The following is a 22184-nucleotide window of genomic DNA, read 5'->3' as shown; positions in this document are numbered from 1 at the left end:
GGCGTCCGGCAATACCGGCCGCAAGGAAATCCTCGGTTTGGCTTGGGATTAAGTTTAGAGAGCTTTCCTGGATCATCTCCCTTTGTCGGCAAGGGGCGATATGGTTTTTACGCAAGGGTGAAATATATCACCGGCTATTAGTGGCATAGACAACCGACAGCGGGCTCCGAGTGCGGTATCGTAATCTCAGCGTCAATTTTTTAGCTGTTGCCTCGTGTTTGAGATAGGTTGAAGCTTTATCTTTATGACTTAAAAAGGTTTTTTGTTGTTGGCGCCATTTATGCTCAAGATGTAATTAATCAAACCGGCATATTCGGGAGAGTGTCATGGAAACAAGCAATGAAGTCAATGAAATCAGCACATTACGTATTGTGTTTATTGAGGCCTTGAGTCGGCAATTTATCGCTATCACCGGCTGCGGCATTTATGTCCATCTAAGCCCTGTTACCGTTAACGAGTTATTCAACCGTTATCTTAACAGCAGCGTTTCCATCAATACCTTTGCCAGGCAATGCGTTAGGAATGTGCTGACATAGAAATGGGTAAGGGTTGGTCGAGTCCGCCAGCGCCGGCGTGTTGCTGTCGTAGGGTTGTTAGGCTAAAGCGCTGGAGTTCGCTCAGACACTTTAGCCAGTCTGCGGTTCAAGCCTTATGCCCGCGACGAAAACTTTCCGGTTTCGGTATTGATCTTCACCATCTCGCCGCTTTCGATGTATTCCGGCACCTGGATTTCCAGGCCGGTGGTCAATTTGGCGGGTTTGGTGCGGTTGGTGGCGCTGGCGCCTTTCATGGCGGGTGGGGTTTCGACGATCTGCAGAGTGATGGTGGTCGGCAATTGGATACCCAGCGCGGCGTCGTCCATCAAAAGCATGATGATGCCTTCCAGGCCGTCGGATAAATACTCGGTTTGCCCTTCCAAATCCTCAGCCGATAAGCTGTATTGTTCGTAAGTTTCGGTGTTCATGAAGTAATAGGTGTCGCCGTCCTGATAGGAATATTGCACATTGCATCGCGAACAATCGGCGGCTTTCAACATTTCGTCGCTTTTATAGGTTTCATCCAGCTTCTGTTTGGTCTTCATGTGGGTGAAACGGACTTTATAGAGCGTGGTGGCGCCGCGCGAAGTAGGGTTGCGCACGTCGATGTGTTTGACCACATACGGCTCGCCGTTGATTTCGATGGCGGTTCCCTGTTTCAGTTCGTTGGCTTTTGGCACGGCTTAATCCTCGTTGAATGTTTGAGTTGAAATGGTTTGCCACTGTCCGCTTATCAGGCCGGACAACGGTTGATAATCGATTTTGTAGCGCATTTTACGACAGTCTTTAATCCAGTAGCCCAGATAAACATATTCCAGACCGAATTGCTTGGCGGTTTCGATCTGCCATAACACCGCGTAAACGCCGGGGCTGTAGTCGGCAAAGTCCGGGTCGAAAAAGGTGTATACCGCCGACAAACCATCCGCTACTACATCGACTACCGCCACCGCCGCCAGTTGTCCGCCAATCAGAAATTCCACGAACTTCGTGTCGCACCAGCTACTACCCAGGAATTTGATGTAGTCGTCCGGACTGGCCGGTTCTTCGCCGGGCTTATCATGGCGGGCGTTTAGATAGCGTTGATACAGCTGGAAATGGCGCGGATCGAAATCGGCGTCCTTGATCACCACCCGGGTTTGCACGTTACGCCTGGCGCAACGCTTTTGTTTGCGGTCCGGCCGAAATGCATGGACCGGCAAGCGAGTTGGCACGCAGGCCCGACAATCCTGGCAATAGGGCTTGTAGACGTGATTGCCGCTACGGCGGAAGCCCTGTGCGATCAATTGCGAATATAGCGGCGTGTCCATATCCACGGAGGGATGCACAAAACCGGATTGCGACAGGCGTCCCTCAAGATAGCCGCAGGCGTGTTCGACGCTCAACCAAAGCGGCAGCGACATCATCGTTGCCAGGCCGCCGGGTCCGGCTGGTGGTCGCAGTAGTCGTTCAGCAATTGTGCGAAACGTTGGCGCGGAATCTCTTCGGCGCCGAGGCTGAGCAAATGCTCGCTGCTGACCTGACAATCGATCAAGCGATAACCCCAGGCGCTGAGTTGTTGAACCAGATGCACGAACACCACTTTCGACGCATCGGTTTTACGATGAAACATCGATTCGCCGAAAAACACCCGGCCAATCGCAATGCCGTATAGGCCGCCGGCCAGTTCGCCGTCATGCCAGGCTTCGCAGCTGTGGGCGATGCCGAGATGATGTAGCGTCAAATAGGCTTGCAACATATCGTCGGTGATCCAGGTGCCGCCGCTTCCACTACGCGGTGCCGCGCAAGCCGTTATCACTTGCCGAAAAGCGCTGTCGAAACGAATTTCGAACAATTGTTTGCGCAGGGTTTTCGCCAGGCTGCGGGAAATTTTCAGATGTTCCGGAAACAACACCAGACGCGGATCGGGCGACCACCACAGAATCGGTTCGCCGGGGTTAAACCAAGGGAACACGCCATGCCGGTAGGCATTGACAATGCGCTGCGGAGACAGGCAGCCGCCAAACGCCAGCAAGCCGTTGGGCTGTTGCAAAGCCTTGTGCAACGGCGGAAAGGCTTGGTGCGGATGGTCCGGATCGAGCAGGGTCAGTTGCATAAACGGTGGGTAATGGTGAGCTTGGCGCTCCGGTATTCGGTTATATGTATGCAGTATAAAAACGCAATATATTGCGTCGTTAGGTCAAGACGCATCCATTTTGTAACCGAAACCGCGTACGGTCTTTAATAGCTTCAGCTCGAAATCGTCATCGATTTTTCGCCGCAATTGGCGGATATAAACGTCCACCACGTTGGTTAGCGGATCGGCGCTATAGCCCCAAACTTGTTCCAAAATCCGGGTCCGACTCAATACTTTGCCCGGCATGCGCATAAAGCATTCCAATAAGGCAAATTCCTTGGGGGTCAGGTCGATCACGGTATCGCCGCGCCGCACTTCGTGGGTCTCGCCGTTCAATACCAAGTCTTCGATGCGTAATTCCTTGTCGTCCTGTTTGATTTCGCCGCCGCGCCGCCGCAACAACACCTCGATACGCGCCAGCAATTCCTCAAACGCGAACGGCTTGGTCATGTAGTCGTCGGCGCCGGAACGCAAGCCCGACACTTTGTCTTGCACGGTATCGCGGGCCGTTAGCATCAACACCGGCGTGTCTATGCCGTTGCTGCGCAAGCGCTCGCAAATCTGCCTGCCGTTCATGTCCGGCAGACCCAGGTCCAGAATGATTACCTGGAATGTTCCCTCGGTACCCAAGGCAATCGCTTCTTGACCGCTGCGGGCCACTTCCACGGCATAGCCTTCGGCTTTCAAGCCGCGTTGTACGAAATCGATGATGCGTTCATCGTCTTCAACCATTAGCACACGCATATAACCTATCCCCGTCAGAGTATTGGATGTCATGTATTTCTCATGTATATGAAAATCGGCCCTATGCTACCGTAAGCAGGGGCAAGGTAACCGTAAATGTCGAGCCCGAGTTTTCGACGCTACGCACGGCAATCTGGCCGCCGTGCGCTTGCAGGATGGATTTGGCCATCGGCAAGCCCAGGCCCGAGCCGTCGTCTCGCGAATGTTGGGCGTTACTGCTGCGGAAATGACGTTCGAAGATCCGCTCCAGATCTCCCGCAGGTATGCCTATGCCCTGGTCAGTCAGGCTGAAACAGGCTTGTTTGCCGTCGCGCCACAATGCTACAGCTATATGGCCGAGCGGTTTGGAGTAACGGCAAGCGTTTTCACCCAAAATAAATAAAACTTGCCGTAGCCGTTGTTTATCGCCGCGCACCCATAACGGTGAGGCCGGGGCGTCCAAGCTGACCGCAATCGAATATTCTTCCGCCATCACCTGAAAGTCCTCGACGCTGCTGGCGACCAAGTCGGCCAAATCCACTTTATTCCATTCGAACTGCAGATTGGCGGTGTCTGCTCGGGCCAGGAACAGCAGGTCGTTGACGTATTTACCCAATTGCATCGACAGTTCGACGATGCGCTGCAATGCGTCCTTATACTCGTCGGCGTCCCGGTCCTGGCCGCGCAGCGTAACTTCCGCCTCGCCGCGAATCACGGTAATTGGCGTGCGTAGCTCATGACTGATGTCCGCCAAAAACTCACGGCGGGCATTATCCATGCGCTTTAATTCCTGGTTCAACAAATTCAGCTCGGAAGTGCGCTCCGCAACCCTTTTTTCCAGCACTGCCCGGCCTTCGCGCAGTTTATCCTGTTGAACTTCCAGTTCCTTGGCCATTTGATTGAAATGGCTAGCCAGATAGGCGAATTCGTCACGGCTGTCCAGCGCGATCCGGTATTCCAGATTGCCGGAGGCGATTTCGTCGGTGCCTTTCATCAGGGCCTCGATCGGCTTTTTAAAGGCGCGTAACAACAGGATGCCGGATACCAGGCTGAACAGCGCAGCGGTCAAGGAGGCCAGAATGGCGGTCCAGCGCGAGCGCTCGACCAATACTTCCAGTTCCTGCTTGGCTTTCTTGGCTTTCTCCCGTTCGGCTTCGATGGCGGCATCAATCAAGGGTTGGAACTTGCCGTCGATTTCTTCCTCGGTAAATTTTGCCAGCGCTTGTACAGCGGTTGTCAGCTTGCCTTGCAAGCGCAGCCGCTCAACTTCTTCAAAGCGATATTCGCTGGCCTCCAAAAACGCGGTGAGATGAGCGACTTTCTCCAGCTCGGCTGGTTTATTGGTCCATTCTTCGCTGGCGCCGTCTTTGCTTGGTGTTTTTACCGCCGAATCTCTCAGCTCGTGCATGGCGTCGAACAGACGGCGCTTGGAGGATTCCACGCCGGTTTCGGAATTGGGATTGGCGGTAATCAGCCTGTCCATGCGCTGTTTGAAGTGGCGATAGGCCTCCTGCGACAGTTGTTCGTAATCGTCGAAGGTTTCGTAGGCGGTTTGGCTGTGTTGGAAATATCGGGCTACCTCGTTGGAACCCCAATACAAGGCGATGCCCAAGCTCAAAACGAAGCCGAAGGAAACAACGATGACTATCGCCAACCGGAAACGAAACATCGGCTTTATTTTCCGTCGCTAGTCTCGTCCAGCTGTTTTTCCATGGAACGAATGGCTTCCAGTTTTTCGCGCAGCAGCCGCGATTCTTCTTTTTTCGAGCCGGCGGCATCCTTGGTTTCCAGGACGTTTTGCACGGTTTTTTGTTTGCGTTCCAGTGCGCCGAGTTTTTTGGTGGTGCTGCCGATGCGCTTTAGCGCCTCGCTGTGGATGTCTATCAATTTCCGCATGCGGTCATCGGACAAACTGCCGGGCGAGATTGCCGCCAGTTCGTCCAGGATTTTTGGGATGTCGCCGCAGGCGTCGGACAGCAAGCGGCCTATCATTAGATGCAGTAACACCCCGGTATCCGGTGCGTCTTTTTGCCGTTTCACCAGGGATCGGCAGGTCTCGGTGCGCGACGAAGCGGTCATATTGACCATGTTGACACCGAAATCCAGCAGTTCGTCGGCATCGGAATGGCTGGCGGGTGCGCTGTAAACGGTCGGAAATTTTTCCCGAACGCCCGGATCGACCTCGGCACAACCGCTGAGCAGCACCCAAAATCCCGCCAGCGCCAAGCAACGCATAAATAATGACTGCATGTCTTTCAAATCTCCCCGTCTAATGGAATTTGAACCCGGATGCGGGCTCCATGTTGATCTTGGCGGGCATCGATAACTTCGACCTTGCCCTGATGGTTGGCGACGTATTCCTTGACGATAGCCAAGCCCAAGCCCGGTCCGTCTTGATTTGTCGCTTCGGCATGTTTGCCCCGGTAAAACGGCTCGAACACATGAGGGCGCTCGTCGGCGGCAATGCCGGGGCCTTCGTCTTCCACTTCCAGTTCCATCAGGGCCCCGGCGTCGCGCAACATGATGCGGATTTCGCCTTCCTCCGGCGAGTACTTCACCGCATTGGCCAGCAATTGTTCGATAATGCCCCGCAACTGTTCGGCAATGCCGGAAACTTCGACCGGGCGTACCAGCATGCGTAGCGCCAAAGCCTTTTCGGTCAATGCCGGTTGAAACTCGTCCACCACCGTTTCCAGCAGGTCTTTGACGTTGACGCTTTCCTTGCGCTTTATATCGGGCAGGGAATTAATCTGACTGTAGCGCAATAGTTCCGCAGATACCGCGCTCAGTTTTTCAATGCCGGCGCACAGCTGCAGCGCGGTTTGCTGCCGTTTGCTATGCGGGTCGTAATCGGTTTCTTCCGCCAGCAGTTCGGCATCACGGCGCAGACTTGCAAGCGGCAGTTCGATCTCGCGGGCCACGTTTTGCATAAACTGCTGTTTGGAGACTTCCAGTTCCAGCAGATGGGTGCGCAGCCACTCCAGACGGTTGCCCAGATAGCGCAAATCCGACGGGCCGTTGACCAGAATCGGTTCGACTAAATCGCCCGATCCCAGGCGCCGAATCGACAGGTCGAGTTGCCGCATCGAACGCGACAGCACGATCAACAGAATCGCGATCACGCTGAACGAGATCACGAGTAAGGCGGCGCCCTTGACCAACAGGCCGTGTTCCATCGATTCGGATAATTGCCGCAGTTCGTTGAATTCGTGGTCGACATGGTTCTCGAATTCGCGCGACAGTGTGGCGGCGGATTCGCGCAAGCCCTGGAAAGCCTCGTCTATCGGTAGCTCCAGATTGTTTTCGTCGTCGGAGCCAATGATTTGTTGATAAATCAGGTTTTCCTTTTCCGATAATTCGTTGACCAGCAGTGCGATCCGGTTATCGACGTGCAGTTTCAGTAAGTCGTTCAAAGCCTGTTTGAACGAAGCCCGCACCGTTTCGTAGGATTGCCGCTCGTACGGTTGGCGTAGCGTCGGGTCGGATAGCAGCACGAACAGCTTGGCCTTGCGTTCGATATCGGAGGCTTTTTGTAATACCAGACGGATGGTCTTGGTTTGTTCGAAGACGTGGGAGTTCACCGTGCGGCCGAGCGCCGAGGTTTCGCGCATGCCGAATGCGGCGTACATTACGGCCAGAAACAGCGGAATCACGGCAATGACAAAACCCAAAACGATCAGGGTCTTTAGCGATAATAAATTTTTAAATTTCATCCGTGGGCTAAGAGCAATAAATCATCCCATAGTATAGATGAAACGACCTTGTTAAAAATGTTCATAAAACAGTCACAAACTGTTTCGAAGTTGTCGGTCACGAAAGATCGATGCTCCAAATGCCAGTCAATGCGAATTTCGACTATCGGGATACGACCAGGCTTCGACCGTGCGCGTTTCCGAATAGCGGCTGGATAGCGCACCGCGCGGATGCAGATGCCAAGTCCAGCGCGATAAGCAATCGGCCTTTTGCTGAAAATCTTGGAGTAAGGGGCGATGGTCTACGCTGCCGATAAGGCTGCCGTTGCGATCGAAATGTTGCTCTTCAACTTCGGTAATAAGACACGCCCGGACTTGCCAGCCCATCAACCAGTTCAGGTGGTCTTGAATCAACGCTCGGTAAAATTCGTCCAGGCTGCGATCTTCGATCCCACAATGTTGCAACCATCGCATCGGCAAAATCGGCAATTGGGTTAAACAGTTGACCGAAGCTACCCAGCAGACGGGCGGCATCTTGGCGTTGGGCTGCTGAAATGCGCTCAGGCGTTCGATTGGGGGTAAACAACGGTATTTCGCTAAGCTATCGATAACGCCGGTCACATCGTAATAGCAACACAAGATGCGGCCTGGCCAAAGTTGGGCGAGGCGCCGGGCTTGATAAGTAAACACGATGTCGAGGAGGATAATACATTCAAAACGTTCTAATAATTCCGAAACCGGCAAATCTTTTACGATGCCGCCCCCCAGGATTAATGCCGTGCCGCGCGTGTCGATGTTTGCAGCAGCCAACAGTGCTTGACGCGTGGCATGAAGATGCGGACGCCATGCCGTCCGGTATCGGCGATGTTTGGCCTGCAGCGCGGCCGTTTCGTAAACATAGCCCAATCGTCGCGCGGCAGGGCTTTGAGTTTTGGCGCCAAGGTAGTAAACCAATTCCTCAATCATGGCTTTGATCGGTCTTGCCGCGGGTTTTTTGACCGATGCCCACAACGAGTAATGCGGCTAACGCCGTCCACAGCAGTCCCGGCATCAAGCCAAAATGACGCTGATAAAAAGTAGTCTGCGGTTTGGTTTGATAGCTAATCTGGTAAACCCCGGTCCAGCGGGTAGCGGTGGGCGACAAGGATAAGACCTCGCCGTTCGCCAATGAGGCGGTCGAAACGCCGGTGTTCGTCACCCGCAACACCGGGCGTCTGAATTCTATGCCGCGGGCTAAAGTCATGTACAAATGTTGATAAGGCTCCTGCCAGGTGCCGTACCAGGAATCGTTGGTGACGTTGACAATAAACTGCGCGTCCAAATCGGCTAAGCCTTTGGAAAACTCAGGGAATAAACTCTCGTAACAGACTTGGGGGCCCATCGCATAACCATTAAAGTGCAATAACATGGTCGGCCCTGGGCCGCGGCCGAAATGGCCCACCATGGGCAGCAGGGTTCTCAGCCAAGGAAATGTCTCTTCGAAGGGAATATATTCGCCCAAAGCCAGCAGAATGGTCTTGCTGTAATGCGGCTCGGTCACTGTTCCCTGTTGGTCGACGGCAAATAGCGAATTGGTGATTAGCCCGGATTTTTCGTCCTTGGCGTACGCGCCGGTAATCAAGGCCACCTGATGGGCTTGCAAAAATTCCCGTAGCGATTGTGCATAAACCGACTGGTTGAAATCCCCGCCCAGCAACGAAGGGAATGCTGTCTCCGACCACATCACAAAATCGACTTGCGGATTTTGCGCGAGACCTACAGCGGTGACCTGGAGATATTTTTTTAAGATTTCACCGCGAAAACCTTTGCCATGCTCCATCCCCTGTTTTTCCAGATTGCTGATATCCGCCTGCACCATCAATACACTGACGGCGGCATCCGGCGCCGGCAAGCGGTTTTTTAGCCAGACACCGCCGGCATTCAGACCCAAAAATCCCAGCACTATTGCCAGAAAACCAAGTTTGCCGGCCAGCCGGGCCCGCAACCGCCAAGCCACCAGCACCAGCAAATTCGTCAAGATCGTCAACATGCTCAAACCGGTGAAGCCGATAAACTCAGCCCACTGAAAAATCGGGATGCCGGCACCGAACCAGCTATAGCCGAAATTCCATTTAAACAGCATCGGTACATACAGTTCCGCCAATGCGGTAAATACCGCCATCAACGCAAACGACAACCCTGCGGAACCGGTGTAGAGCTTGCGGCTCCAGAACCACAGCGCCCCGGCAACCGGCACAAACACATGGCCGAATAAGGCGAATACAGCCATGCCTATACCCGCCACCAACCAATTCACCATAGCGAATTCATGCAAGGTATACGTCACCCAGTTGAAGCCGATTAAGGTATAAATAAAGCTGGTCAGCAGGCCGCTGAATAAAACATTTTTTAAGGTCTGCTGTTGCTGCCAGAACAGCCACAACGGCACAAAACAGAATAAAGACGCCCACGGCGGAAACGGAATGTAACTGGTGCCGATGAAAATACCGGAGCAAACCGGCAACAGCCATTGAGAATATTTCGCCCGCCACGGATTTTTCATGCTTAGCCAACTCGCCCTAACTGCCAAAAGCGCGATTGTACTTGCTTGACTTACGCAATGCTCTCGAAAGCCTTTAGGGCTGAGTCGATCCGGCTATATCGACGTTGGGCTGGGTTTACATCCGCAATGGCTTGGAACGATAGAAACAAGCCGAGCGGACAAACAACAATTGAAGCTTCATAGCTAATCGATCAAGCGCTACCGCCACCCAATTGCCGTTCAAAATATTTTCTCGATGGTCTAATTTTGTAGAAAACTGACGATCGAAAAATGGAAACCGTATATCATCCACTTCGGGATTTTTTATTCGTTGGGAGTATATTTCTTGCGGAGTTTTATCAAGCATTTCAGCGCGATTATTGTCGTATTAAACGCGTCCTGCGTCTTCGCGGACGGTGCCGCTAGCCCGCTTCCTTCCATTCAGTGCGGCGCTACGCGAATTGTTGTCTCTCCGGCCAGAACGAAAGGTGGCGATGTTGTCTTACAAAACTTTAGGGTTGAGTTGTATGCAACTGGCCGCCATAAAGTATTTGAGTACAGTGCGGAGAACGATTTTCTGTCTGTCGGTTGCGAACCAAGAGGGCAATTGGAGCCCTATTTGGTAATTAACCATCATTGCGGGGGTAGCGGATGCGCCGAAGGCAATTACAGCATAATCGATCTATCTTCATTGACGGAAATTCTCAAAGCAAATGAACGCTGGCGTGGAAATGCAAACGAAGCGGCTATTGTGCTTCAAAAGCCCCCGGCGCGGGCTAACTGCAGTCTTGTACAGGGGGCGAACGCTTGCTTTCCTGCGGAGCAGGAATAGCGCGCTCGCTACCCTATGCGTTAGGGCTGTCGAAACTGCTCTGGCAGAATTGAAGGAGTAAAACCGACTCCAAGCGCACCTCCCTCAATATCTGAAGACTAGTTCTACAGTGTTTCAATTAGCGGCCATTCTACATTGTTATTGATCCATACCCATTCAGATCAAACGGCGTAGCGGTTGTAAAAAGAAAGGTAAAACCGCAAAACCCGAAGCCTAGAATACCAAGGCCTCGCTAATGCAATTGGCGTTGGTCTGCACACACAAAAGGCTGGCTATGCTGGAGTCGGGTACTTATCTAGCATGAAATAACGCCCCCACCTCGCAATTGTCCGATTGAGGGCAATGAATACACTTCTCTACCGATTCGGAAAAGAGATTAGTCCGCCGGTCCTCTGCAATCTGCTGCACCAATTGTTCAGTAAATGTATTGTTGGGTAACTGCCGAAAACTTGGATTGTCGAGTTCGTAAAGCAAAACGCCTGCGAACTGAGCTTTTAGAGTGCTTCCATCTGACATCGATATTTCTTTCAAATATCGCGTAAGCGGGCACTTTCCGCCCAAGGCTATTTTTCTCATTATCAATAAATTGCGGCTAACCCTATAAAAGTAGGTACAGCCTACGATAATGAAACAAAAAAAGAACCACCACTCTGTGGCAATTATTTAGTGCATATATGCCAAATATAATTATTTAACGGGTTTGGTTGTCCTATTTGGTTGCAAGCAGACCGTGATCGATAGCAAAGCGTGTGACTTCAGCCGTGCTATGAAGATCTAGCTTTGCCATCAGATTGCGGCGATGAGAGATCACCGTCGGCGTGGCCAGGTGCAGTTGCTTCCCGATTTCCGCCGAGGTCATCCCGATAGCGATCATCCCGAGAATCTGCCTCTGCCGCTTCGTCAGGCTATCAACTGCTTTACCTTCTTCTACTTTGACTGGCGAGTGCAATGAACTCTCGCGTATGAGCGATTCAATCCGCTTTAGCAAATCCATGCCTTCTTCATTCAGGCGCTTGCGTTGAGTGATATCCAGTACCGTGCCGACCATGCGCAATGGCGTGTTGTCTTTATCCCTGAGGGTAATCTTGCCTTTTGATTCCACCCAAACCCAATGGCCAAGTTTATGCCTTAACCGGAGTTCGATCTCGAAACCGGCGGTTTCACCCTGTAAATGCAATGACTGTTTCTGTTTGAAACGTTCAAAGTCATTGGGATGGATCAATGTCATCCAGTTATCTTCGTCGTCGCCGAGTTCCTCGTTCGTATAGCCGAGCAATTCGAACCAGCGATTTCCTGCCATAACTTTACGTTCAGGAATGTTCCAGTCCCACAAGACCAGTTCCGATCCCCTTAGCGCCAATTCGAGCCGTTCATCGCTTTCGCGAAGGTCTGACTCGACTTGTTTGAAGTAGGAGATATCTTGTACTGTTCCAACAGCTTTGGTCAGTTCTCCATGATCATCGAATTGCAGTTCAGCCAGGGCCCGGATCCAACGGATCTGGCCTTGCACCTCAATGCGATAGGTGATGTCATACGGCGCGCCCTGCAAAGCAGCTCGCCAAGCAGTTTCGACTTTGCCTTGGTCGTCGGCATGTACGCGAGAGAACCATTCAGCAAACGTCGTTACCCTCTTATCGTCAAGATCGAACAGTCGGGCCGTCTCTTGGGTGATTCCGAAAGTTTGGGTGTCATTGCCCATCGTGAAGCTGCCGATGCGTCCTACCACCTGGGCACGTTGCAGCATTTCCTCGCTCTCTCGCAAGTTTGACTCGATTTGCTTGAGGTAAGTGATATCCCGACCAACTGCCTGAATTTCCTTGAGGGTGCCGTCAACCTCGTAAAACCCCCTATTGACGAATTGCATCCAGCGTAACTCATCCCCGGCGACAAACACCCGGTTCTCGATCGTTACGACAGGGTGATCCGGCGACATCTTGCTCAGCCTGGCCTCGATCATGGAAAGGTCATTGGGATGGGCAACCGGATGCCAGCGATGACCGATTAGTTCCTCGGCGGATTTTCCGAATAGCCGGCAAAAGACGTCATTGACGAACACAAAAGTTCCGTCCGGCAAAAACCGGCTGATAACCTCAGTTTGGTCTTCTACGACAGACCGATAACGTGACTCGCTCTCTACATTCAGGTAGTTTGCGGTTCTGTCAACAATGGCGCCAACCACCGCATCAGGGGAACCGGATAGATTTGAAAGGTTAAATTCGTACCAGCCCGTTGTGCCATTCTTACGTTTCTGTGGAATAGTTCCGCCATAGCTCGAGCATTCTGCGATGATGGAGTGAGCCTCACGGTCGAATGCCTCGTAGCTCTCTTGATCGAAAAACAAGTTTCGGGTGGCTTGCCCAATCAATTCATTCGGCTCGTAACCGAAAATGCGATGCATGGTCTCGTTAGCCCAAACGATACGCCCGTCCTTGAGGATTACGATAGCGATAAAGTCACTATTCAAGATCACGGCTGATTGGCGAATTGAATTTTCGAACATAGAGCGGATTCGACGTGCGGATAATTGTGTATTGTGACAGAAGGCGATACTTTTTGAGTGTCGAGTAGTTGCTTCCTAATGTCGCTCAACGCATGAGCCTGGATTTTGCCGCCTCATATCGCTGATATCACGAATTGAGTTCCCGCGAAGAAGGGATATTCTGGGATATGACTGCTTAGAGCAACCGAGCGAACCTTGGATGATTGACTTTTGTTTGCAGGGTATTTCTGAATTTGGCCGAAACCGAGAGTTCACCGATCTCGAAAAATTAGTATCGATAACTGCCCTTTAAAGATCAATGGTTTTGGAAAAATCAAGGTCAGCTCTTGGCTGGTCGCCATTTATTCTAGTCATTTTCAGCAGAGACCGAGCTTTTTTCTTGGCCGTTGCACAAAATAACGCCAGCGTTTTAAGTCGGCGCTCGAATAATGAGGCTCTGAGGCGGAATGATGGAGAAAATAGCTTGAACGATCGAGCTCGGAACATGAACATCCAAGAAAATTTCTTGGCCGTTGCCGCTCGGAGCTCGAGCGTTGGACAAAATAACTCCGATGTTCCGGGTTGGAACTGAAACGTTGGAGAAAATTTCTCGGTGATTCGAGCTCTAAGCTTGATCGGGCAAGAAAATTTCTTGGTCGTTGCAGCTCGGAGTCCTGACAGCGACGTTTGCAAAGAACCGCCACTGTCAGGCTGGGATTGACTCAATTCAGCTAAACCGATTAATCCCGGCCAGCTTCATGTTTGTTATTGAAAACGTCCGGGCCGAAGGGTATTAAACCGTCTTTCGACGCAAAGCCGAGATGACCCAGGCCGTCATCGCCGCCTTCGTGCAGTCCGAGTAAGTCTTCGTAGCTGCGTAATGCCGAGAAATGATTGTAAGTTCCGCTGGTATTGATGCTGCCGGGTTTGATGTAGTGCTTATTGAAAACTACCGCACCGATTTTGCCGCCGCCAGGATAGACATTGTCTGTTTTAGGCGGCTGCTGGAGACCAAACAGGCCCAACACTTGGCTGTAACCGAAGTTGCTGACATTGGGGCCGTTAGGCGCATCGCAGTCTGTTTGATCGGCTGCGGAGCAGGCGGAGGCATCGGTTAAGCCCGATTCGTCAAACGTCAGGACCACCAGCATCTTACCGCTTCGGTAGGCCGGGGAATTAAAGATCAACGGCATCCAGTGTTTTAACCATAAGTCCGCGGCAGCCAGTCCGCCGATATTTTTTCCGGCGGCATTTTTGCTGCCTTCCACGTTAGGGCCAACGCAAGTTGCATCATGACCGTCATTGCAGAGATTAGGCGAAACGAACATAAATTTAGGGGTGGTTTCTACACGCTTTAAATCTTCGTATAAATGACCGCTAAACTGATCCGCGCCGCCGTTGCTACCGACTTGCACTTTACCCAGCGGTACAACGTGACTGTCGCAGCGGTTTTGATCGTCGATCACCGAATGGAAGTACACAAACGGATTATGCCGGGTAGCGTACTGATCGTCGGCCGCGGCGGCGTTGGAGTTATCGACGCCGCCAATCGGCGGATGGGCGCAAGCCGTTCCGCCCAGCGGGTCGGGGGTGCCGTAATCCCTAAGCGGATCGTTACCCATATCTTCAGCATAGGAGCGCCAATTCAATTTAAGGCGTATTTCGCTCCGGTGCTCCTTATCATGCTTTTCCCTTTCATCGCGTGCATATTTGGCATCCAACTGCTCGCCAATGGTGATCACACCTTCGGCATCAGCGCTTGGCGCGGGGAACACGCAGCCATCGCCTACCACTTGGCCGGGATAAGCGGCTTGATCCGCGGCCGCCAAACCTGGCAATACATCTTCAAAACCACCAACCAAGGGCGGTTTACTCAGCGAGCCGAGATTTAAGCAGTCGTTGTTGATGGCAACCGTCGGACCCTGGCCGGATACTTGTGCGATATAGTTCCCAGCACTGACGTGGCTGGTACCATAGTAATTGGCGATTAACTCACCTTGTTTGAGCAGGGTTTTATTCAGGTAAACCGCCGGCGAGTTTGCGCCAAAGGTGGTGTTGTAATTTTCATTTTCAAGATCGATCACCAGGATGTGTTCGATAGCGCCATTCGGTAAAGCGGCACGTAAAACAGAGTGATGATGTTCGGCAAAACTAATGGAAGGTACAGTTGCCGCCAGGCCAATAGCGGTTAAAACAGCGCCGGTGATCAAGCTGGTTGAGGCATTAAAATTCATGATATTTCTCGGAATGCGCTTTTAGGGATTTGCTTTAGAAGAAAGCCGGTTACAGCTTTTCAACGCCACCTTAGCGCCTGAAAATGACAAGATAATTAAGAGCAGGCACTTGTGAAAACGGAACGCCGCTTATCGGACTAACGCCGGCAGGAATAAAAGGTTATCGTTTCGGACTATTGTTTGTCGGCTGAAACATAAGTTTTCCCATCATGGCAATTTGCCATCTTTATTCAGGATAGAAACGAATGAACAGCACTTCGTTATGGCAACGCATCGATGTCTTCAATCAGGGACGAGACCCCGAGCGTCTTCGTCTGAAATATCAAGCCATGCGGCAAAATAGCTTTGCCTTTTTGCGCGGAACGGCCCATCTGTTCTACCAGGATTGGCCGCAACACTCGATGTTGAACGATGCGCCGTTGGCCTGGGTTTGCGGTGATTTGCACTTGGAAAACTTTGGTAGTTACCGAGGCGACAATCGCTTGAGCTATTTCGATATTAACGATTTTGATGAAGCGTTGTTGGCTCCTTGTACCTGGGATTTGGCTCGATTTTTATGTAGCTTATTGATCGCAGCACAGAGTTTGGAGATTAAGGAAAGCCAAGCGTTAGTGTTATGTAAGAGTTTTCTGTTGTGCTATAGCCAGGAACTCCAGGTCTGCAAAGCCCGCTGGATCGAACGTTCGACGGCTTCAGGCATGATTCGAGATTTGCTGAAAAATCTAAAGCATCGTTCGCGCACCGATTTATTGGATGAACGGACGTTTAAGCGCGGCAATCAGCGGGTATTAAAAATCGATGGTCATAAAACCTTAGCCGCAGCGCCGGCGGATCGGCAAAAGGTCAAATCGATCATAGACCAGTTTGCCGCTACCCAATCCAATCCTGCGTTTTTTGAAGTGCTGGATGTGGCACGCCGCATCGCAGGTCTCGGTAGTCTTGGTCTGGAACGCTATGTAGTGCTTATTCAGGGTAAAGGTACGCGGCAAAATTATCTATTGGATTTGAAATACCAACCGGGTTCGGCTCTGGCACCGTACTCATTAATTTCGCAACCGGCTTGGAAAAATGAAGCGGAACGCGTTGTGATGTTGCAGCGTCGAGGGCAAGCCATCGCACCGGCGTTTTTGTCGGCCATCCAAGACGGTCAGCGTTCCTATCTGCTTAAGGAACTGATGCCGACCCAAGACCGGCTAAAACTGGATCATTGGCATGGAAAATTCAAACGCCTGGAAAAGGTGGTGGTAGCGATGGCCCATCTCGTCGCCTGGCTGCATATTCGCAACAGCGGTTGGCACGGTTCAGCGACTGCCGATCAATGGCAAGTCTTCGGTCGGCGCACAGACTGGCAGGATGCTGTTTTAGATTATGCACAAGGCTATAGCCGCCAAGTGCAGTCGGATTGGTTAACGTTTAAATCGGATTCTATTTGTTTTCCTGAATGACATTAATAAGGATTTGCCCGTGAAATCTGGAAATATCCAGTCTGGAAGACAAGTGTTCATCGCGGATTTAGTGGCCGGTTTGTCGGTTGCCTTTATTTTGCTACCGGAAGCAGTGGCATACGCGGGGATTGCCCATCTGCCGATTCAAGCAGCCGTCACCGGGGCGATTGTCGGTTTAATCGGTTACGCATGTTTAGGCGGCAGTCCGTTTGCCGTGGTCGCGCCTACTTCGTCGGCCGCGGCTTTGTTGGCGGCGGTCGTACTGTCCTTGCGTCCCGGTAATAGCCATCTCGCCGCTGGTTTTGGCGCAGCTTTAGTCATATTGACCGGCATAGGCCTAATTATCTTTGCCAAAGCGGGATTAGGCCGCCTTTCGGCATTTGTATCCAGACCCGTGTTGCGTGGCTTTTCATTTGCATTAGCGATCACCATTATCATCAAACAACTACCGCTGTTAGTGGGCATTTCGGTGAGCGGCACCGCGCCGCTTCCGCTGCTGTTAGAAGTAGTGGGACGTACGCACGATTGGTCGATTTGGAGTGCAATGATTGGCTTCAGTGCATTGCTTATTTTGGCAATCCTAAAACACTGGCCAAGCGTTCCCGGCGCTTTTTTGGTTTTGATAACCGGCATTGTCTTAAGCAACCACCTCAATCTCGGTGATTTACAGGTGGCGACCGTCGGTGCCGTCTCTATAAAAATGCCCGAATTGAACATGCCGGGCATTGCTTTGGAGCAATGGCTTCAGTTAGCTGAGATGGCTTTTGGTTTAATGGTCATCCTGGTGGCCGAATCGTGGGGTAGTATTCGAAGTTTGTCACTCAATCACGGTAAAGCGGTGGAACCTAATCGGGAGCTTTCAGCATTAGGAATAGCCAATCTTTTTTCCGGATTTCTGCAGGGCATGCCGGTTGGGGCGGGTTTTTCCGCCAGTTCCGCCAATGAATCCGCTGGCGCGCAAACCAAACTGGCGGGTGTCTGTGCTGCGGTGGTTTTATTGGTCATGGCGACTTTTGGTCAACATTGGATTGGGGAAATTCCCGAAACACTGGTCGCGGCAGCCGTTATCAATGCCTTAAGTCATGCGTTAAATCCAATGGCCTTAATCAGGCTTTGGCGAATGGATAGGGATCAGTATCTGGCCATAGCCGCCGTAGCCGCCGTACTGGCCTTTGGCGTGCTGCACGGCATGTTGATTGCGATAGGTTTATCGCTCGCGGCGGCAATGCGCGCTTTCAGCCTGCCTTTAGTTAGGGAATTGGCGGAGCTGGATGATACGCGAGACTATGTTGATCGGCAGAATCATCCGGACTCTAAAGTTCGTCCCAATATACTCATCCTTCGCCCTGAAGAACCGCTGTTTTTTGCCAGCGTGGAAGGTATTTTGTCTGAGTCGCTAAAACGCTTACTGGCGCGTGACGATGTGCAGCTTCTGATTATCAGCCTTGAAGAAACCGCGAATTTGGATAGCACAACGGTCGAATGCTTATCGGAGTTCGTCGACCAACTCAAGCATCGGCAGAAGATATTGCTACTGGCTCGGGTAAAGGATCCTATCAGTCACTTACTACTAAATTGGTCGGCGGATAAATTCCAAGACAAGTTATTCTGGAGCGTCAACGACGCAGTTATGGCCGCGGAAAAACTAGGGGGAGGAAATTAGCCTCGAGTTTTTCCACGGATCCGAGTCGGAATGTGGTGAATGGTCGTGGTAAAAACCGCTTGCCCTCAATAGCATGGTGGCTATTTTTTGCCAATCAAAAACATTCGAGACGTTAGGCATTGACTTAATAGGGTGCGGAACGGTTTATGCGCCAAAGCCGAGTCAATGCGGAAATTTTTGGCCGGCTGATTTATCATAGTCAGGACAGGGATGTGTAGGACTCGGGGCGAGCCTCGGGTGTGACTAACCGACAAGGATTTGCGATGCATCCCAGTGTTATACCCTTTCGGCTGTTCCCGGCCGTTATCCGTTTCATTTTGCCGGCCTGCTGGCAATGGCTATCGCCAGCCCATGTCCGGCTGGATTAAATGAAGCTACCCGTTTACCCGTCAATCCAACAGCGCAACAACCGGCATTACTGCTGCAGCTCGGCAGTGCTTCCGTTTCGCAAAATCGCGTTGCGGGCGGTGTCGAATCCGTTCAAGGCCAAGTGCTGCAAGAACCGCAAACCGGCGTGAGCTGGCAAAACGATCCGGAATCGGTCAATGTATTGCATCCGGGATTCGGCCAATGGCGAGCGGCTTTTAGATTCAATTTAATTCACACTGTCGCGGGTAATTTTCGGTTTTGGGCGCGCTGGCGGCAGGGCGGCGATCCTGCCGTATGTCGGCAGACTTTCGAAGTTTGGGTCGGGCCGGATGCGACGCATCTGGAACCGCGCGGTAATGTGCAACTCACGCCCAAAGGCTGGGAAGCCGCCTGGATCGGTAGCACGGAAGCCATTGCGTTAAAAGCCGGCGACCGAGTGCTGGAGGTTCGCAATAGCGGCGCCGGACACGACGCCAAAGTATTCGAGGCGTTTTTATTGGCCTCGGCTTGGTCGGAGTTACCGGTCGTCGCCACTGCCGAACAGCCGGCGTTGTTATTGGAATTGGGTAAGGCTCCGGCCTTGCTGGATTTACCCAAGCCGGCGCATTGGGAGACGGTGGTGGGTACGGCCGAGGCTGGCATGAATACCGGGGCATTGGCGCTCGAGAACGATGAAGCGCTGCTGTTTCATCAGGGTTTTGGCGATTGGGGCGGGCGCTTTAGTTTTGAGTTGCCGGCCACGCTGCGGCCCGGTCAATATCGGCTGCATGCCCGCTACAAAAGCGGCGGCGAGGTGTCCCAGGTTAAACAACACTTTATCGTTAAGGCCGGTGCCAAACCCGAGGAATTGGCCGTCCGCGCCGAGTTTTCGTTGACCAATACTACGCCGTGGGCATATCAATGGTTGCCGGCCGCCGCTACCGTCACGCTGTTACCGGGCGACCGCCGGCTGACGATAGAGAACAGCGGTAAGGCCGACGGCGCCAAGGTATTCGATGCTTTTCTATTAAAGCTGGATACGCCGTTGGCGGACTGGATGACTGCCGAGCAGGCTCGGGCCAGAAACCGGTTTTTGGCTTTGACCAAACCTGCCGCCAATGGGCAGCAACGGCTTTATGTGCTGGATGGCAAGGGCGACAACGCCGAGATTTTATTTCGCGGCTTGGCCGCGGATGCGACGCGGCCTGTTTACGAAAGCTTGCCGGTAACTTATTTGATCGGTCCGGAAGCCGAAACGATGGCGCGGCAATTGAGTATCGAGACCTTGCCGGCGGCGGTCATTACCGACGATCGTTTCACCGTGCTCGGTGTCCTGAGCAAGCCCGCGCAGGAAATGGATGTGATCAAGTTTTTGGCCGATCCCGGCAAATTCGGCACAATGCCGAAACCAGCTCCGGTAGCTCTCGTACGACCAACACCGCTGAACAATGGTGTACCACAGGCTTGGCTGGTCGGCGGTTTGCAAGACGGCCCGGCCGGGATGTCGGTGTTTGGCTTGGATACGGAAACCGTGCTGCGGCCCAATCCGGAACAGCCTTACCTCAGCCTGGAAATGATGGGCGGAACAATGCGCGGTTGGCGGGTTGCGCCGACCCAGGCCGAGGGTACTGCCGATATTGAAGCCAGCACTTCGCATGCTTACGGCTGGTCGCGCGGCAGCGGCTATGTCCAGCTTTATCTGTATGCCGACCAATCGACATCCGTTTTGTTGCATCTAACCCAATCCGGTATTAAATCCGCAGGCTGGTTGGATGGGCAGACGTTTAGCTTTAGCGACGATCCAAAACCGTTGGCGGGATTTGTTAAGTCTGTCGGCGACCGGACTAAGGTCCTATTGCAGGGCCTGACCACGGAAGGTTTGCCGGCAACGGCGGCAGCGGAGCGCACGGAGCCGCCGCAGGTGGCGGCGCTGAATTTGACGCCAGGCTGGCATAGCCTGCTGCTTAAACTGGTGATGCAACACGAGCAAGGGCAGCGTTTTTATTTCTCCGGTTTATTCACCGATCCGGCTGGGCGGCCGGTGGATAATCTGAAGACGCAAGTTGCCGATCCTAGTGCGGATTTGGCGTTGCAAGACATTGCCGCCAAATTGCGGCCGTTGATGTTCGTGGATGCACCGGCCAATCTGCCGCATCCTGGCGATACGGTGAAGTTAAAAGTGGATTTACGCTGGCAGCCGATTTTGGAGGAAACCGCACTGCCGGTTCCACTATTAAGATTCCCGGCAACATTACGTTTGCGCTTGGTGGATTACAGCGGCAAACAGGTCGCCGCACGAGAAATTAGCGGTACTTTTCCCGGCCGAATCGAAGTGGATTTCGGCAAGCTATCGGAGCCGGGGTATTACGCGGTTTATCCGTCTTTGTATGCAAAAGACGGCCGCTTGATTGCGCATTATCCGGCAGACGGCTTTTCCGTGGTTGGCGGCAACATCGCCCAAAAAAAACGGTTGGCGCGGAAAAAGCTCTGGAACAATGATTATTACGCGCTGGCCGATGGCGATAAAAGCTTTAGACGGGCGGGCGGATATTTCGATTGGCTGGAACGTATGGGGATTTTTAGAAGTTACGGCGGCTATCCGGGCTTCGATGCGCAGTATCGGCCGCTCTGGGAGCAAGCCAAACAGCGCGGCTTAGAATTGTTTGCCGACTCGTCCGGCGATAGCAACTGGCTGAACGACGAGCCGAACGACGGACAAAGCTTTGTCAATGCTGCCGCTACTTACACTCGCTATTTCAAAGCCACTAACGAGATAGACATTCGTCACGAAGCGGACTGGCAAAAGCTGCGCGCGCCGGCACACTGGGTCGAGCGGGCGCAATGGGAATACCGGCAGGCGCATCAAGCACGCGGCGATGCGCATTACGTCGGCGGCAGTCTGGTCAGGCCGGGCGAGGGCGATTGGTTCAAGCAGGTATTGCAACTGGGTTTGGATAATTATCAGGATGCCTGGGACGTGCATGCCTATCCGCAACAAGCGCCGCGTTTCGGCGGCGCCATCGGCAACGGCGTTAACGAAGACGAACGCGGCGTATTGGCGGCTTATGCCAGCCTGGGCCGAAGCAACAAATTGCCGTTCTGGTTGGGCGAGACCGGCGCCAAGGCCATGCACGGCTATAACGGCCGGCGCTGGCAGGCGGAGCAGGCGGCCAAAATCGTCGCTTGGGTCAACAGCCGGCCGGATTATCTGGGGGTGGGGTTTTGCATTGCGCACGAATACGATCTGGCTTACGGCCGAATCTGGGATTACGCGCTGGGCCATAAACCCGGCGAGGCTGCGCTTTATACCGCTGGGGCCTTGATCGACGGGCTGCCGTACCGTGCTGTCGAGACTAAGGACGACAATATTCAGGCCGCCTATTTTGGCGATACCTTCATGATTTGGCGTAGCGACGAAACCAGCGGCAGTTTGACGCTGCAGTTGGACCCGAAAAAAACCTGGGTGGTGGTGGACGTGGTCGGGCTGGTCCGCGAGTTACCGGTAGATGCCGCCGGCAAAGCGAGTGTGGCTATATCCGCCAGTCCGGTGTACGTGCTGTTAGGTTCGGATTATCGGGGTTTAGTGCGGGACTGATGC

Annotated in this window: 16 protein-coding genes; 4 read left to right on the top strand and 12 right to left on the bottom strand. The window is 52.8% G+C overall.

The window, feature by feature from the left end:
* Positions 1-326: 326 nt before the first annotated feature.
* Complete coding sequence (locus tag ACH50O_RS12940; RefSeq protein ID WP_446808207.1) at positions 327-536, top strand: hypothetical protein; 210 nt, start codon at positions 327-329, stop codon at positions 534-536.
* Between the two features lie 113 nt (positions 537-649).
* Here ACH50O_RS12940 and efpL read toward each other — a convergent pair whose 3' ends face one another.
* The 12 genes from efpL to ACH50O_RS12880 all read right to left on the bottom strand — a co-directional run bounded on the left by efpL (position 650) and on the right by ACH50O_RS12880 (position 15130).
* Positions 650-1216, bottom strand: a complete 567-nt coding sequence (efpL, locus tag ACH50O_RS12935; protein ID WP_446808206.1) for an elongation factor P-like protein EfpL — start codon at positions 1214-1216, stop codon at positions 650-652.
* A 3-nt stretch (positions 1217-1219) separates the two neighbouring features.
* Entirely contained in the window at positions 1220-1936 is a 717-nt protein-coding gene (locus tag ACH50O_RS12930; RefSeq protein WP_446808205.1) for an arginyltransferase, read from the bottom strand.
* Complete coding sequence (gene aat, locus ACH50O_RS12925) at positions 1936-2628, bottom strand: leucyl/phenylalanyl-tRNA--protein transferase (protein WP_446808204.1); 693 nt, start codon at positions 2626-2628, stop codon at positions 1936-1938. Before aat ends, ACH50O_RS12930 begins: the two co-directional genes overlap by 1 nt.
* An 84-nt stretch (positions 2629-2712) precedes the next feature.
* On the bottom strand, positions 2713-3426 hold the full coding sequence (locus tag ACH50O_RS12920; protein WP_446808203.1) for a response regulator transcription factor: 714 nt from the start codon (positions 3424-3426) through the stop codon (positions 2713-2715).
* 28 nt (positions 3427-3454) lie between these two features.
* Positions 3455-5041, bottom strand: coding sequence for a sensor histidine kinase (locus ACH50O_RS12915; RefSeq protein WP_446808202.1), 1587 nt, complete (start codon positions 5039-5041; stop codon positions 3455-3457).
* A 5-nt stretch (positions 5042-5046) separates the two neighbouring features.
* Positions 5047-5622, bottom strand: coding sequence for a hypothetical protein (locus tag ACH50O_RS12910; RefSeq protein WP_446808201.1), 576 nt, complete (start codon positions 5620-5622; stop codon positions 5047-5049).
* 5 nt (positions 5623-5627) lie between these two features.
* Positions 5628-7085: a sensor histidine kinase gene (locus ACH50O_RS12905; RefSeq protein ID WP_446808200.1), complete on the bottom strand. Its 1458-nt coding sequence runs from the start codon at positions 7083-7085 to the stop codon at positions 5628-5630.
* A gap of 126 nt (positions 7086-7211) precedes the next feature.
* Positions 7212-8030: a hypothetical protein gene (locus ACH50O_RS12900; protein ID WP_446808199.1), complete on the bottom strand. Its 819-nt coding sequence runs from the start codon at positions 8028-8030 to the stop codon at positions 7212-7214.
* A complete protein-coding gene (gene lnt, locus ACH50O_RS12895; protein ID WP_446808198.1) occupies positions 8023-9606 on the bottom strand; it encodes an apolipoprotein N-acyltransferase in 1584 nt (527 codons plus the stop codon). The genes ACH50O_RS12900 and lnt overlap by 8 nt, the downstream gene beginning before the upstream one ends.
* A gap of 115 nt (positions 9607-9721) precedes the next feature.
* On the bottom strand, positions 9722-9952 hold the full coding sequence (locus ACH50O_RS12890) for a hypothetical protein (protein ID WP_446808197.1): 231 nt from the start codon (positions 9950-9952) through the stop codon (positions 9722-9724).
* 1174 nt (positions 9953-11126) lie between these two features.
* Positions 11127-12917 carry a helix-turn-helix transcriptional regulator gene (locus tag ACH50O_RS12885; RefSeq protein ID WP_446808196.1) on the bottom strand — a complete coding sequence of 597 codons (1791 nt, stop codon included), beginning with the start codon at positions 12915-12917 and terminating at the stop codon, positions 11127-11129.
* Between the two features lie 719 nt (positions 12918-13636).
* The gene (locus ACH50O_RS12880) at positions 13637-15130 is read right to left on the bottom strand and encodes a hypothetical protein (protein ID WP_446808195.1); all 1494 of its coding nucleotides are present in this window, start codon (positions 15128-15130) and stop codon (positions 13637-13639) included.
* A gap of 245 nt (positions 15131-15375) precedes the next feature.
* Between ACH50O_RS12880 and ACH50O_RS12875 the strand changes: the two genes are divergently transcribed.
* The 3 genes from ACH50O_RS12875 (at position 15376) to ACH50O_RS12865 (ending at position 22181) form a co-directional block, all read left to right on the top strand.
* Complete coding sequence (locus ACH50O_RS12875) at positions 15376-16575, top strand: DUF2252 domain-containing protein (protein ID WP_446808194.1); 1200 nt, start codon at positions 15376-15378, stop codon at positions 16573-16575.
* 19 nt (positions 16576-16594) lie between these two features.
* Positions 16595-18238, top strand: coding sequence for a SulP family inorganic anion transporter (locus tag ACH50O_RS12870; RefSeq protein ID WP_446808193.1), 1644 nt, complete (start codon positions 16595-16597; stop codon positions 18236-18238).
* A gap of 334 nt (positions 18239-18572) precedes the next feature.
* Positions 18573-22181 (top strand): hypothetical protein, encoded by a 3609-nt coding sequence (locus ACH50O_RS12865; protein ID WP_446808192.1) that lies wholly within the window; start codon positions 18573-18575, stop codon positions 22179-22181.
* Positions 22182-22184 lie beyond the last annotated feature (3 nt).

This window comes from Methylomonas sp. 2BW1-5-20, assembly GCF_052474515.1.
The sequence above is the reverse complement of the archived record's forward strand: the minus strand, read 5'-3'. Positions and strand labels throughout refer to the sequence as shown.

Excerpts from the sequence above, each read along its gene's own strand:
- ACH50O_RS12940 (WP_446808207.1), top strand. The coding sequence starts at position 327 with ATGGAAACAAGCAATGAAGTCAATGAAATCAGCACATTACGTATTGTG.
- ACH50O_RS12930 (WP_446808205.1), bottom strand. The coding sequence starts at position 1,936 with ATGTCGCTGCCGCTTTGGTTGAGCGTCGAACACGCCTGCGGCTATCTT.
- aat (WP_446808204.1), bottom strand. The coding sequence starts at position 2,628 with ATGCAACTGACCCTGCTCGATCCGGACCATCCGCACCAAGCCTTTCCG.
- ACH50O_RS12920 (WP_446808203.1), bottom strand. The coding sequence starts at position 3,426 with ATGACATCCAATACTCTGACGGGGATAGGTTATATGCGTGTGCTAATG.
- ACH50O_RS12915 (WP_446808202.1), bottom strand. The coding sequence starts at position 5,041 with ATGTTTCGTTTCCGGTTGGCGATAGTCATCGTTGTTTCCTTCGGCTTC.
- ACH50O_RS12910 (WP_446808201.1), bottom strand. The coding sequence starts at position 5,622 with ATGCAGTCATTATTTATGCGTTGCTTGGCGCTGGCGGGATTTTGGGTG.
- ACH50O_RS12905 (WP_446808200.1), bottom strand. The coding sequence starts at position 7,085 with ATGAAATTTAAAAATTTATTATCGCTAAAGACCCTGATCGTTTTGGGT.
- ACH50O_RS12900 (WP_446808199.1), bottom strand. The coding sequence starts at position 8,030 with ATGATTGAGGAATTGGTTTACTACCTTGGCGCCAAAACTCAAAGCCCT.
- lnt (WP_446808198.1), bottom strand. The coding sequence starts at position 9,606 with ATGAAAAATCCGTGGCGGGCGAAATATTCTCAATGGCTGTTGCCGGTT.
- ACH50O_RS12890 (WP_446808197.1), bottom strand. The coding sequence starts at position 9,952 with ATGCTTGATAAAACTCCGCAAGAAATATACTCCCAACGAATAAAAAAT.
- ACH50O_RS12885 (WP_446808196.1), bottom strand. The coding sequence starts at position 12,917 with ATGTTCGAAAATTCAATTCGCCAATCAGCCGTGATCTTGAATAGTGAC.
- ACH50O_RS12880 (WP_446808195.1), bottom strand. The coding sequence starts at position 15,130 with ATGAATTTTAATGCCTCAACCAGCTTGATCACCGGCGCTGTTTTAACC.
- ACH50O_RS12875 (WP_446808194.1), top strand. The coding sequence starts at position 15,376 with ATGAACAGCACTTCGTTATGGCAACGCATCGATGTCTTCAATCAGGGA.
- ACH50O_RS12865 (WP_446808192.1), top strand. The coding sequence starts at position 18,573 with ATGGCTATCGCCAGCCCATGTCCGGCTGGATTAAATGAAGCTACCCGT.